General features: G+C 61.2%; 9 protein-coding genes and 3 pseudogenes. 7 read left to right on the forward strand and 5 right to left on the reverse strand.

Translation table 11 applies throughout. The annotated features are described in order from the left end of the window. Nucleotides 1–37: 37 nt before the first annotated feature. From HQ912_RS28250 to selO, 5 genes and pseudogenes are all read left to right on the forward strand, one after another. Nucleotides 38–694: pseudogene (locus HQ912_RS28250) on the forward strand (MCP four helix bundle domain-containing protein); the annotation flags it as partial. Nucleotides 695–997: 303 nt separating this feature from the next. Continuing rightward, nucleotides 998–1,597, forward strand: a pseudogene (locus HQ912_RS28255) (methyl-accepting chemotaxis protein); the annotation flags it as partial. A gap of 258 nt (nt 1,598–1,855) precedes the next feature. Then, entirely contained in the window at nt 1,856–3,598 is a 1,743-nt protein-coding gene (locus tag HQ912_RS26150; protein ID WP_107323221.1) for a potassium/proton antiporter, read from the forward strand. 34 nt (nt 3,599–3,632) lie between these two features. After that, nucleotides 3,633–6,995, forward strand: a complete 3,363-nt coding sequence (mscK, locus tag HQ912_RS26155) for a mechanosensitive channel MscK (RefSeq protein WP_173407458.1) — start codon at nt 3,633–3,635, stop codon at nt 6,993–6,995. Between the two features lie 37 nt (nt 6,996–7,032). Then, entirely contained in the window at nt 7,033–8,496 is a 1,464-nt protein-coding gene (gene selO / locus HQ912_RS26160; protein WP_173407459.1) for a protein adenylyltransferase SelO, read from the forward strand. Between the two features lie 124 nt (nt 8,497–8,620). Here the strand turns inward: selO and HQ912_RS26165 are convergent, their stop codons facing one another. The 4 genes and pseudogenes from HQ912_RS26165 to HQ912_RS26180 form a co-directional block, all read right to left on the reverse strand. Then, nucleotides 8,621–9,022 (reverse strand): type II toxin-antitoxin system HigA family antitoxin, encoded by a 402-nt coding sequence (locus tag HQ912_RS26165; protein ID WP_047225929.1) that lies wholly within the window; start codon nt 9,020–9,022, stop codon nt 8,621–8,623. After that, nucleotides 9,019–9,315: pseudogene (locus HQ912_RS26170) on the reverse strand (type II toxin-antitoxin system HigB family toxin). Before HQ912_RS26170 ends, HQ912_RS26165 begins: the two are co-directional and overlap by 4 nt. Nucleotides 9,316–9,480: 165 nt before the next feature. Further along, nucleotides 9,481–9,762 carry a hypothetical protein gene (locus HQ912_RS26175; RefSeq protein WP_047225931.1) on the reverse strand — a complete coding sequence of 94 codons (282 nt, stop codon included), beginning with the start codon at nt 9,760–9,762 and terminating at the stop codon, nt 9,481–9,483. Nucleotides 9,763–9,927: 165 nt separating this feature from the next. After that, on the reverse strand, nt 9,928–10,833 hold the full coding sequence (locus HQ912_RS26180) for a LysR family transcriptional regulator (protein ID WP_188252209.1): 906 nt from the start codon (nt 10,831–10,833) through the stop codon (nt 9,928–9,930). A gap of 156 nt (nt 10,834–10,989) precedes the next feature. On the opposite strand from HQ912_RS26180, the gene ycaC reads away from it, so the two are divergent. Further along, nucleotides 10,990–11,616: an isochorismate family cysteine hydrolase YcaC gene (gene ycaC, locus HQ912_RS26185; RefSeq protein WP_047225933.1), complete on the forward strand. Its 627-nt coding sequence runs from the start codon at nt 10,990–10,992 to the stop codon at nt 11,614–11,616. A gap of 173 nt (nt 11,617–11,789) precedes the next feature. Continuing rightward, on the forward strand, nt 11,790–12,212 hold the full coding sequence (trxC, locus tag HQ912_RS26190) for a thioredoxin TrxC (protein WP_173407460.1): 423 nt from the start codon (nt 11,790–11,792) through the stop codon (nt 12,210–12,212). Between the two features lie 122 nt (nt 12,213–12,334). Here trxC and HQ912_RS26195 read toward each other — a convergent pair whose 3' ends face one another. Continuing rightward, entirely contained in the window at nt 12,335–13,105 is a 771-nt protein-coding gene (locus HQ912_RS26195; protein ID WP_047225935.1) for a ParA family protein, read from the reverse strand. Nucleotides 13,106–13,167: the final 62 nt, after the last annotated feature.

The following is a 13,167-nucleotide window of genomic DNA, read 5'->3' on the forward strand; positions in this document are numbered from 1 at the left end:
GCGGGCGTTCCTGGGGTTTGCCCTGATCGGCGCCCTGATGCTGGCCCTCGGGGTGTTCGCCCTGAGCCAGATGAGCAAAATCCGTGCATCCGGCGAAAGCCTCGTCCAGAACAGCGTGCCCAGCATCAAGGCCCTGGATGAATTCACCTCGCTGACCCTGCGTCTGCGCGTGCTGTCCTATCGCTTGCTGGTCAACCGCGAACCGGACGTCCAGCAGAAAACCTTCAGCTTGTTCGAGCAACGCAACCAGCAGATCCAGACGGCTCAAAGCGCCTACGAAAAACTCATCAGCTCCCCGCAAGAGCGGGCCGCCTACGATCAATACGTTCAATTGCTGGGCCAATACCGCCAGCTCGAAGAGCGGATGAAAACGTTGTCGCGCAACAATCAGCTCGATGAACTGCGTGCATTGCTCAACACTGAACTGCTGAGCAACTCAGACGCCATCAACGCGGCGATCGCCCGCTTGGTGGACATCAACAACCAGCAAGCCGAGGCCCTCAATCAGGGTGCGACCCAACAATATTCAACGGCCTTCAATTGGGTGGTCACGCTGCTGGTCATCGCCACCGGCCTGACCCTGCTGTTCGCCTGGCTGCTGACCAACAGCATTACCCGTCCGATCGGCAGCGCCCTGGACGCCGCCGAAGAAATCGCCAAGGGCAACCTGACCCGACCGATTACCGTGGATGGCAACGATGAAGCCGGTCGCCTGCTGCGGGCGATGTCGACCATGCAGGACAAACTGCGCGACACCCTGCAACGGATCTCCGGCTCGGCCACCCAACTGGCTTCCGCCGCCGAAGAGCTCAACAGCGTCACCGACGAAAGCGCCCGTGGCCTGACCCAGCAGAATAATGAAATCGAACAGGCCGCCACCGCAGTCAACGAGATGACCAGCGCCGTCGAAGAAGTGGCGCGCAACGCGGTCAGCACCTCCGAAGCCTCGAAAGACGCCACCGCCTCTGCCGGTGACGGTCGCGACCTGGTACAGGAAACTGTCAGCGCCATCGAGCGCATGAGCGCCGATGTGCAAAGCACCGCCACGTTGATCGGCGACCTGGCCAACGAGTCCCGTGACATCGGCAAGGTGCTGGACGTGATCCGCGGCCTGGCTGACCAGACCAACCTGCTGGCCTTGAACGCCGCCATCGAAGCGGCCCGTGCCGGTGAGGCCGGTCGTGGTTTCGCCGTGGTGGCCGACGAAGTGCGCGCTCTGGCCCATCGCACCCAGCAGTCGACCAGCGAGATCGAACGCATGATCGGCAGCATCCAGAGCGGCACCGAACACGCCGTGGATTCGATGCGCAACAGCACCGAACGTGCCGAGTCGACGCTGAACATCGCCCGTGGTGCCGGCCTGTCCCTGGACACCATCAACACCGCCATCGTCGAAATCAACGAACGCAACCTGGTGATCGCCAGCGCCGCCGAGGAACAGGCCCAAGTGGCCCGTGAAGTGGACCGCAACCTGGTGAACATCCGCGACCTTTCGGTGCAATCGGCCACTGGCGCCAACCAGACCAGCGCCGCCAGTGCCGAACTGTCGCGCCTGGCCGTGGACTTGAACAGCATGGTTGGGCGGTTCAGCCTTTAAGCGAAACCTGCCCTTGCGGCGTGGGGATTTATCCCCGCTGGGCTGCGAAGCGCCCCCCAATACTGTACTGCCATGCAGTCAGCAGGCGAGCGCTTCGCACTCGATCGGGGATAAATCCCCTCGCCACAAGGGCTGTGCCCTGCCCCCAATCCGCCAACCTTTTTTGACAGCATCACATTTCAACAGGTTAGAATCGCTGGCACGCAGACTGCATGGTCAGTTTGCGCCCGCCCCCCACGCTTGCTCGGAGTACTGCCTTTGACTGCGACGACCATCAACAGCCTGTTCTTGATCGGCGCGTTGCTGGTAGGTGCGAGCATTCTGGTCAGTTCTCTTTCGTCCCGCCTGGGCATCCCGATTCTGGTGATCATCCTGGCCGTGGGCATGGTTGCCGGTGTCGACGGCGCCGGGATTCTGTTCGATAACTACGCCACGGCCTATCTGGTCGGCAACCTCGCGCTGGCGGTCATTCTGCTGGACGGCGGCTTGCGCACGCAGGTGTCGAGCTTTCGCGTGGCGTTGTGGCCAGCATTGTCGCTGGCCACCGTTGGCGTCCTGATCACCACCGGGCTGACCGGCCTGGCGGCGGCGTGGCTGTTCAATCTGAACCTGATGCAAGGTCTGCTGATTGGCGCCATCGTCGGCTCGACCGATGCCGCGGCGGTGTTTTCGCTGTTGGGCGGCAAGGGCCTGAACGAGCGGGTCAGCGCGACACTGGAGATCGAGTCCGGTAGCAACGACCCCATGGCGGTGTTCCTGACCGTAACCCTGATCGGCATGCTCGCCAGCGGTGAAACCGGTCTGCATTGGAACCTGCTGGGGCACTTGTTGCGTGAATTCGGCATCGGCGGGGTGATCGGCCTGGGTGGTGGCTGGCTGATGCTGCAACTGGTCAACCGCATCAACCTGGCCAACGGGCTCTACCCGATCCTCGTCATCAGCGGCGGCCTGGCGGTGTTCGCTCTGACCAATGCCCTGCACGGCAGCGGCTTCCTCGCGGTTTACCTGTGCGGCCTGGTGATCGGCAACCGCCCGGTGCGCAGCCGTCATGGCATCCTGCACATGCTCGATGGCATGGCCTGGCTGGCGCAGATCGGCATGTTCCTGGTGCTGGGGCTGCTGGTCACGCCCCATGACCTGTTGCCGATCGCCCTGCCGGCCCTGGGCCTGGCCTTGTGGATGATCCTGATCGCACGTCCGCTGTCGGTGATGGTGGGGCTGTTGCCGTTCAAGGCTTTCCATGGCCGCGAGAAAGTGTTCATTTCCTGGGTCGGCCTACGCGGCGCGGTGCCAATCATCCTGGCAGTGTTCCCGTTGATGGCCGGCCTGCCCAACGCCCAGCTCTACTTCAACCTGGCGTTCTTTATCGTGCTGGTGTCGTTGCTGGTGCAGGGTACGAGCCTGCCGTGGGTCGCCAAACTGTTGCACGTTACCGTCCCCCCAGAACCCCTGCCGATCTCCCGGGCAGCGCTGGAGGTCCACGTCACCAGCGAGTGGGAACTGTTCATCTATCGCCTCGGCGCGGAGAAATGGTGCATCGGCTCGCCCCTGCGGGATCTGAAAATGCCCGACGGTACACGGATCGCAGCCCTGTTCCGTGGCCAGCAACTGCTCCATCCGTCGGGTAGTACGGTGCTGGAAGTCGGTGATTTGTTGTGTGTGATCGGCCATGAACACGATTTGCCGGCCCTTGGAAAACTGTTCAGCCAGGCACCGCAAAGGGGCTTGGATCTGCGCTTCTTCGGCGACTTCGTACTCGAAGGAGACGCCCAGCTGGCCGCGGTTGCGGCCCTGTACGGGCTGAAGCTGGACGGCATCGATCCGGACATGTCCCTGGGCCGTTTCATCGCCCAGAAAGTCGGTGGCGCGCCAGTAGTCGGTGACCAGGTGGATTGGAACAACACCCTTTGGACCGTTGCGGTCATGGACGGGAACAAGATCGGCAAAGTGGGCGTCAGATTCCCCGAAGGAAGTCGCCCGGGTCCCGGCTTGTTCCTCTAAACTGCTCCCACTTTCACTTGCTCGACCGGTCTCTATGCCTACCCTGCGCTCCTTTTTAACCATTGCCCTGCTGGGCCTGAGTCTTTCCGTCTGCCCACTGCAAGCCGCCGAACCGCTCACCAGCGCTTCGGTCCAGGCCAGCCTGGACAAAATCGCTGACCGCAAACTGCCGGAAGCCGAGCAGAAGGCCTTGCAGGAGACCCTGCAAAAGACCTTGGCACAGCTCACCAGCAAGGCCGAATACGAGCAGAAGCTGGTCGATCTCAAACAGCAGCTGGCCAGTGCCCCCAAGCAAAACATTGAAAACCAGCGCGAGCTGGCCCGGCTCAAGAGCACCCCCGTGGTGCCGGTGGCGCAGCGTTACGCCAACCTGCCGGTGCCCCAGCTCGAACAGATGCTGACGGACCGTTCCACCCAGCAGAGTGACCTGCAAAAAGCCCTGGCCGATGCCAACAGCCTGATCATCACCGCCCAGACCCGCCCCGAGCGCGCCCAGGCCGAAATCGCCAGCAGCCAGACCCGCATCCAGCAGATCAACACCATCCTCAAGACGGGCAAGGATGCCGGTAAAACCCTGAACGGCGAACAGCGCGACCAGCTCAACGCCGAACTGGCCGCACTCAATGCCCTGATTCCGCTGCGGCGCCAGGAACTGGCCGGCAACAGCCAGTTGCAAGACCTGGGCAACAGTCAGCACGACTTGCTGACGGAAAAGATCGACCGCATGGAGCAGGAAATCCAGGACCTGCAGACGCTGATCAACCAGAAGCGACTGGCCCAGTCCCAGGAAACGGTGACCCAGCAATCCATCGAAGCCCAGAAGGCCGGCGGCAGCAGCCTGCTGGCGACCGAAAGCACGGCCAACCTGAAACTTTCCGACTATCTGCTCAAAAGCACCGACCGCCTCAATGAGGTCACCCAGCAGAACCTGCAGACCAAGCAACTGCTGGACAGCGTTACCCAGACCGACGCGGCCCTGGACGAGCAGATCAGCGTACTCAAGGGCAGCCTGCTGCTGTCCAAGATTCTCTACAAACAGCGCCAGACCCTGCCGCGCCTGGTACTGGACAAGAATCTGGCGGACCAGATTGCCGACATTCGCCTGTACCAGTTCGAAGTCAGTCAACAACGCGAGCTGCTGAACAACCCAAGCGCCTATGTCGACAATCTGCTGGCCTCGCAGCCTGCCGAGCAAGTCACGCCGCAACTGCGCAAGACCCTGCTGGAACTGGCCCTGACCCGGGTCGACCTGCTGGAAAGGCTGAACCGCGAGTTGAGCGCGGTGCTTAACGAATCCATCACCTTGCAGCTCAACCAGAAGCAACTGCTCAGTACCGCCCAAAACTTGCGGGCGACCCTGGAAGAGCAAATGTTCTGGATTCCCAGCAACAAGCCGCTGGATTTCGAATGGATGCGGGGCGTGCCAGCGCGCCTGGAAAAACAGGTCGACTCGCTACCCTGGGCCTCGAGTCTCAGTGAGCTGGCGGACGGCCTGACCCAGCGGCCGCTGCTGTTCCTGCCCCTGGCGCTGCTCATCGGTGCTCTGCTGTGGCGACGCAAGAATCTGTATGCCCGGTTGAACAAGGTTCACCAGGACGTCGGCCACTTCAAGCGTGACAGTCAGTGGCACACCCCCCAGGCGATTCTGATCAATATCCTGCTGGCGATGCCGGTAGCCCTGGCGCTGGCCCTGTGCGGCTACGCCCTGCAGATCGACGCCCGGGGCCAGAACGCCAACCTCGGCGCGGCGCTGCTGCAGATCGGCCAGGCCTGGCTGGTGTTCTATACCGCCTATAGGGTGCTGGCGCCCGGTGGCGTGGCCGAGTTGCATTTCCGCTGGGAAAAACCCCAGGTCGAATTCCTTCAGGGCTGGATCCGTCGACTCGGGCTGGTGGTACTGGCGCTGGTCGCGGTGGTGGCCGTGGCCGAATTGCAACCCTCGGCCCTGGCCGACGATGTATTGGGCATGCCGGTGGTGCTGACCTGCTACGCCCTGATGGCCTGGCTGCTCAGCCGGCTGTTGCTCAGCAGCCCGACCCACCAGAACACTTCGCTGTTCCGCAAGGCCGTCGGGGTGATGTTCACCGCGCTGCCCATCGCCTTGTTCGTAGCCGTGTGCTTCGGCTACTACTACACCGCGCTCAAACTCAGCGACCGACTGATCAATACCCTGTACCTGCTGATGTTCTGGCTGGTGATCGAAGCCACCTTCGTGCGCGGCCTGTCGGTCGCGGCGCGGCGCCTGGCCTACCAGCGCGCCCTGGCCAAGCGTCAGGCGACCAAGGAAGCCGGTGATGGCGAAGCAGTGGTCGAGGAGCCGACCCTCGACATCGAAAAGGTCAACGAACAGTCCCTGCGCCTGATCCGCCTGGCGCTGCTGGGCGGTTTCATCGCCGCGCTGTATTGGGTCTGGTCGGACCTGATCAGCGTGTTCTCCTATCTGGACAACATCACCCTCTACGAATACACCAGCGGCACCGGCGCCAACATGAGCATGGTGCCCATCAGCATCGGCGATATGCTCGGCGCGCTGATCATCATCGGCATCACCTTTGCCCTGGCGCGTAACCTGCCGGGCCTGCTGGAAGTGTTCGTGCTGTCGAAACTGGACCTGGCCCAGGGCAGCGCCTATGCCGCCACCACGCTGCTGTCCTATGTGATCGCTGGCATAGGCTTCGTCACCACACTCTCCACCCTGGGCGTGAGCTGGGACAAACTGCAATGGCTGGTAGCCGCGCTCTCGGTGGGCCTGGGCTTCGGCATGCAGGAAATCTTCGCCAACTTCATCTCCGGGATCATGATTCTGTTCGAGCGTCCGGTGCGGATCGGCGACACCATCACCATCGGCAACCTGTCGGGCACGGTCAGCAAGATCCGTATCCGCGCCACCACCATCACCGACTTCGACCGTAAAGACATCATCGTTCCGAACAAAACGTTCATCACCGGGCAGTTGATCAACTGGTCGCTGACCGACACCGTCACCCGGGTAACCCTCAAACTGGGGGTCGACTACGGCTCAGACCTTGATCTGGTCAAGGAACTGCTGCTCAAGGCTGCCCGCGAGAACCCGCGCGTGCTGAAAGAACCAGAACCGCTCGTGTACTTCCTCAACTTCGGGGAGAGTACCCTGGACCATGAGCTGCGCATGCATGTGCGCGACCTGGGTGACCGCAATCCTGTGCTGGACGAGATCAACCGGTTCATCAGTCGCGAATTCAAGAAGCAGAACATCAGCATTGCCTTTCGGCAGGTAGAAGTTTCCTTGAAAAATCTTCAAGGCCTGGAATACAAGCTGACACCTGTCTTGCCTGGAGACAAAACCGCGACGCCTGAGCCTCCCCTCACGCCAGGGCCCAAGTCCTTGCCAGAGCCGCCGGCAGCCACCCTCGACTGATCGCGCGAAGCCTGCGGGCATCGCGCCGGAGACGGCCATGAAAACCCTGGAAACATTGACCTTCGATAACCGCTTCGCCCGTCTTGGCGACGGTTTCTCGGCCCACGTGCTACCCGAGCCCATCGACAATCCTCGGCTGGTCGTTGCCAGCCGCCAAGCCATGGCGTTGCTGGACCTGGACCCAGTCGAAGCCCAGGCGCCGCTGTTCGCCGAGCTGTTCGGCGGACACAAGCTGTGGGCTGAAACCGAGCCCCGGGCGATGGTGTATTCGGGCCACCAGTTCGGCCATTACAACCCACAACTGGGGGACGGCCGCGGGTTGCTACTGGGAGAGGTATACAACGAGGCCGGGGAACACTGGGACCTGCACCTCAAGGGTGCCGGCCAGACACCGTTCTCACGCATGGGCGACGGACGGGCGGTATTGCGCTCCTCGATCCGCGAGTTCCTGGCGTCCGAAGCGCTGCACGCCCTAGGCATACCGACTACACGCGCCTTATGCGTGATCGGGTCCGACACCCCGGTATGGCGCGAAAGGCAGGAGCGCGCCGCCATGGTGTTGCGTATGGCGCCGAGCCATGTGCGCTTCGGGCATTTCGAATACTTCTACTACACCAAAAAGCCCGAGTTGCATGCCACCCTCGCGGAGCATGTGCTGAACATGCACTTTGCCGAGTGCCGCGAACAACCGGAGCCGTACCTGGCGATGTTCCGCGAAATCGTCGAGCGCAACGCCGAACTGATCGCCAAATGGCAAGCCTACGGCTTCTGCCACGGTGTGATGAACACCGACAACATGTCGATCCTGGGCATCACCTTCGATTTCGGGCCGTTCGCCTTCCTCGACGACTTCGACGCCAACTTCATCTGCAACCACTCCGATGACCAGGGCCGCTACTCGTTCAGCAACCAGGTGCCGATCGGCCAATGGAACCTCAGCGCACTGGCCCAGGCCCTGACGCCGTTCATCAGCGTCGAGGCCCTGCGTGAAACACTCGGTTTGTATTTGCCGCTGTACCAGGCCCACTACCTGGACCTGATGCGCCGCCGCCTGGGCCTGACCAGCGCCGAGGAGGATGACCAGAACCTGGTGGAGCGCCTGCTGCAATTGATGCAAAACAGCGGCGTCGACTACAGCCTGTTCTTCCGCCGGCTAGGCGATCAGTCCCCCGAACAGGCCGTCGCCGCCCTGCGCGATGACTTCGTCGACCTCAAGGGCTTCGACGCCTGGGGCGAGCTATACGTTGCCCGCGTCAGCCGCGAAGGCCCTGTCGATCAAGACCTGCGTCGCGTCCGCATGCACGCGGTGAACCCACTGTATGTGCTGCGCAACTACCTGGCGCAGAAAGCCATCGACGCCGCCGAGGCAGGCGACTACGAAGAAGTCCGCCGCCTGCACACGGTGCTGAGCAGGCCGTTCGAAGAACAGCCGGGCATGGACAGCTACGCGCAACGCCCGCCGGAGTGGGGCAAACATCTGGAGATCAGTTGTTCGTCGTAAAACCTTCAGTCCTGCGAGGGCAAGGCATGTGGGAGCAAGGCTTGCCCGCGATGAAAGCAACTCGGTCTTCCCCATAAACCGAGGAGCCTGTATCGCGAGCAAGCTTTGCTCCCACAGGGAAACGTCAAATAAAGGTTTCAACCGACACGCCGAAGCGCCCCGCCAGCCAGCGGATCTGCCTCAAATTGAGCTGGCGCTTGCCGCTCAACACCTCCGATACCACCGACTGGGTGCCGACGCCCGGCAAGTCGCTCTGGCTCATCCCATGCTCGCGCATCAGGTAGCGAAGTGTCTCGACGCCGCTGGCCTTGGGCATTGGCCGATGTTGGTGATCCCAGGCCTCGATCCATTCGCCGATGATGTCCACCAGGCTCATAAGGGGATGGGCTTCGTCTTCACCAATCAATTCCAGCAATTCATCGAGAGCTGCGACCAACCGGTCGTAGTCCTCCTCGTTCCCGGGTTTGCGCAGCAGGGGCGACACAAACTCCCAATGGGCGGCGACTTGTTCGATTAGTGCACTCATCCCTTTTCCTCCTTCCACTTGCCTTTGTCGTATTCCTGATGATCCAGCACGCATTTGATGTACAAGCGCTGAGGCCGATAGCGAACCACGGCAATCAATCGCAATTTATTGCCACCAATATCGAATACATGTAGCGGACCGACCTTGTCGGTTGCGGGAAAAATGGATTTCATCGCAGCGAAGTCAGCCGGGCTGTTGCGTTTGATAAGCCGATACCATTGATCCAGCGAATTGGCTCAGTGCGGCCATTTTTCCTTGGCCTCCCAGATGCGCTTCTCAGTGATCACATGCATGCAATGTCCTTATCGCATTTTGCTATGGAGGAGTTAAACACAGATCGGACGCATCGCAAATTGCGATAGAGCCAAATAGACAGAAGGTTGCCGAAGTGTTTTTTTAGCCTAGTCACCCAAGGCTTCAAGACTTCGGCAAAAAATGTGAGCGGATGTGAGCCCTGCTCACCCCACCTTATCGTTGCCCTGCTCAGGCGTCTCGATGCCCGGTTCTGCCTCGCCACTCTCTGCTTCACCAGCCGGTTTGGCCGGCGGTTTTTTCTCGGGGTAGCCGGGCATGCCGCGGGCGTCTTCGGGAGTCAGTTCATCCCGTTCGTGGCGACGGTCGATGGCGTAGGACGGGGCGGCGTTCGGGTCTTCGTCGCGGCCGGCGGTGCCGAGGACGAAGCCGTCGTCGTTAGGGTTGGTGGGTGCCTGGGGGATAGTTGGGTCTTGAGGATTGCTCATGGGGCCTCCTGGGTTGCGAACAGGTGCTGTGTGTTTTTTGAGGGCCTGGGGCGTTTTCAGTGCGGCGCACCTGATGAATGGCAGTCTTGATAAATGTCCTGGGAAAATGCCTGGATCGTGAGTCCGCTCCCACAAGGGAAATCCGGTGGTAATGCTGCCTGCGCCCTACGCCATATCACTCTGGCTGAATTCTTCGGCCAGAAAATCAATCAGCGTGCGCACCGACGGCAGCAACCCGCGCCGGGAGGCGAAGATCGCATGGACGATCCCGCACTTGGGCGTCCAGCCCGGTACCAATTCCACCAGCCGGCCAGCAGCCAGGTCTTCGCGCACCACCACGGCAGGCAGGTGAGCGATGCCGATACCCGCCAGTACCGCGTGACGCAGGGCCAGCAGGTCATCGGTGACCATGCGTGGTTCATGGCGAATCAACGCGCTGGCGCCGTCCGGGCCGAACAATTCCCACTGGTATTCACGCTGCGCCGCCCCCCAGTGCACGCTCGGCAAACCGTGCAGGTCCGCCGGTGAAGCGGGTGAGGACAGACGCTCGCGGTAGGCCGGGCTGCCTACCAGGCACTGGGTGCTATTGCCCAGTACTTTCATGACCATGTCGGTGTTTTCCAGCGGCGGAAAGCGTACCCGCAACGCGATATCGAAACCCTCATGGATCAGGTCGACCCGGCGGTTGGTGCTCTCAATGAACAACTCCACCCGTGGGTACTTGAGCATGTAGCGGGTCAGCATCGGCCCGACCCAGCTGTTGAGCAACGCTGTCGGGCAACTGATACGCACCAGGCCCTGGGGCTCGGAGCGGTTGCGCTCGATCACTTCGGCCGCGCTCTCGGCCTCGACCCGCATCGCCAGGCAGCGCTGGTAGTAGGCCTGGCCGATCTCCGTCAACGAGCAATGACGACTGGAGCGATGGATCAACCGCACCCCAAGGCGTTCTTCCAGTTGGGCAATGCGCCGGCTGAGCTTCGATTTGGGCATGTCCAGCGCTCGGCCGGCGGCGGCGAAACCGCCGTGCTCGACCACTTGGGTGAAGTAGTAAAGCGTGTTGAGGTCTTCGATGATCGTTCTCCAAATAGAACGCTAAGGCTGATTTTTGCAGTCTAGCGCATCAAAGGTGCCAGTTTTAATCTATGTCCATCGCTTAGCAACACACCAACACTGAAAACTTTAACCACGCCGAACCGCTCGGCAGCCAAAACTTAGAGGACTAACGCCATGACCACTTCCTACAAGCGTCTCGACAAAGATAACGCCGCCGTTCTGCTGGTGGACCACCAGGCTGGCCTGCTGTCGCTGGTGCGTGACATCGACCCGGACCGCTTCAAGAACAACGTGCTGGCCCTGGCCGACCTGGCCAAATACTTCGAGCTGCCGACCATCCTCACCACCAGTTTCGAAACCGGCCCCAACGGCCCGTTGATGCCCGAGCTCAAGAGCCTGTTCCCGGACGCGCCGTACATCGCCCGCCCCGGCCAGATCAACGCCTGGGACAACGAAGATTTCGTCAAGGCGATCAAAGCCACCGGCAAGAAGCAACTGATCATCGCCGGCGTCGTCACGGAAGTCTGTGTAGCCTTCCCGGCACTGTCGGCCCTGGCCGAAGGTTTCGAGGTGTTCGTGGTCACCGATGCCTCTGGCACCTTCAACGAGCTGACCCGTCAATCGGCCTGGGACCGCATGTCCTCCTCGGGTGCGCAATTGATGACCTGGTTCGGTCTGGCCTGCGAACTGCACCGCGACTGGCGCAACGATGTGGAAGGGCTGGCGACCTTGTTCTCCAACCACATCCCGGACTACCGCAACCTGATGACCAGCTACAACACGCTGACCAGCGCGAAGTAACCGGCAACGCGTAACCCCTGTGGGAGCGAGCCCGCTCGCGATGACGGTCTGACAGTCAATGACGTATTGACTGTCAGGCCGCAATCGCGAGCAGGCTCGCTCCCACAAGTGTTTGCGGTGTGCTCTACACGGTGGTCAAATCTTTACCAATGATCTTTTCTGGAGTTGTCCCAATGCTGATCCCCTGCCCCCACTGCAACGGGCTCAACCGCATCCCCGCCGAACGCCTGGGCGATGAGCCCAAGTGCGGGCGCTGCAAGGCCCAGGTGCTGTTGAGCAAACCGTTCGAACTCAAGCAAGGCGACTACGCCAGCCAGATCAAGGGTGACCTGCCGTTACTGGTGGATGTGTGGGCCGATTGGTGCGGGCCATGCAAATCCTTCGCGCCCGTGTTCGAACAGGCCGCCATGCAACTGGTGGGTAAATGCCGCCTGGCCAAGCTCGACAGCGAAGCCAACCAGCAGCTATCGGCACAGCTGGGGATCCGCTCGATACCCAGCCTGATCCTGTTCAAGGACGGCCGCGAAGTGGCGCGCCAGAGCGGGGCATTGCCGTTGCCGCAGTTGATGAGTTGGTTGCGCGGCCAGGGGATTTGACCTCAGCACTGTGGGAGCGAGCCTGCTCGCGATAGCGGACTGCCTGGCTACCTCTATGTTGAATGTGCCACCGCAATCGCGAGCAGGCTCGCTCCCACAGTGGACTTGTATACGCCAGTCAATCAGGCGCTTTCCAGCAAGCTATGCAACTCCATGAACTGCTGGGTCAGCTTGTGCCGCGGGTCCAGATGGATCAGGGGCAAGCTCGCCTGATGGGATTCTCGCATGCGCACCGAACTGCTCAGGTACACCGGCAAAACCGGCAAGCCTTCGGCAATGAGTTCGTCAAGGATCTGCTGCGGCAGGCTGGCCCGCGCCTGGAACTGATTGACGACGATGCCTTCGACTTCGAGCCCTTCGTTGTGGTCGTCCTTGAGTTCTTCTATTTCCGCCAACAGACCGTACAACGCCTGACGTGAAAAGCTGTCGCAATCGAAGGGAATCAGCACACGATCAGCGGCGATCAGTGCCGAAACCGCATAGAAGTTCAAGGCGGGCGGGGTATCCAGATAGATCCGGTCGTAATCCTCGCCCAGCTCTTCGAGCAACTTGCGCAGTTTGTTGATCTTGTGTTTCGCCTCAAGCTTGGGTTGCAGATCCGTCAGCTCGGCGGTGGCAGTGATGACGTGCAGGTTGTCGAACGGTGTTTCGTAGATATCCACCTTGTTCTTTTTCGAGAAGGGCCCGGACGACAGGGTTTGCTTGAAGAAATCGGCGATACCCATGGGGATGTCGTCGCCGGTAAGGCCCGTCAGGTATTGAGTCGAATTGGCCTGGGCATCCAGGTCCACCAACAGCGTGCGATACCCCTCGCTGGCACTGACCGCTGCCAGATTGCAGGCGATGCTGGACTTGCCCACGCCACCTTTCTGATTGAATACCACGCGCCGCATGTCAAAACCTCCGTGTATCAAAGATTCCCGAGTGTAGTAGGCCTCGATACCCCTTCGCTACC

This window comes from Pseudomonas sp. MPDS (assembly GCF_013283895.1).
In the GTDB taxonomy this organism is placed as follows: domain Bacteria; phylum Pseudomonadota; class Gammaproteobacteria; order Pseudomonadales; family Pseudomonadaceae; genus Aquipseudomonas; species Aquipseudomonas rhizophila.

Excerpts from the sequence above, each read along its gene's own strand:
- ycaC (WP_047225933.1), top strand. The coding sequence starts at position 10,990 with ATGACCACTTCCTACAAGCGTCTCGACAAAGATAACGCCGCCGTTCTG.
- HQ912_RS26165 (WP_047225929.1), bottom strand. The coding sequence starts at position 9,022 with ATGAGTGCACTAATCGAACAAGTCGCCGCCCATTGGGAGTTTGTGTCG.
- HQ912_RS26195 (WP_047225935.1), bottom strand. The coding sequence starts at position 13,105 with ATGCGGCGCGTGGTATTCAATCAGAAAGGTGGCGTGGGCAAGTCCAGC.
- selO (WP_173407459.1), top strand. The coding sequence starts at position 7,033 with ATGAAAACCCTGGAAACATTGACCTTCGATAACCGCTTCGCCCGTCTT.
- HQ912_RS26175 (WP_047225931.1), bottom strand. The coding sequence starts at position 9,762 with ATGAGCAATCCTCAAGACCCAACTATCCCCCAGGCACCCACCAACCCT.
- mscK (WP_173407458.1), top strand. The coding sequence starts at position 3,633 with ATGCCTACCCTGCGCTCCTTTTTAACCATTGCCCTGCTGGGCCTGAGT.
- trxC (WP_173407460.1), top strand. The coding sequence starts at position 11,790 with ATGCTGATCCCCTGCCCCCACTGCAACGGGCTCAACCGCATCCCCGCC.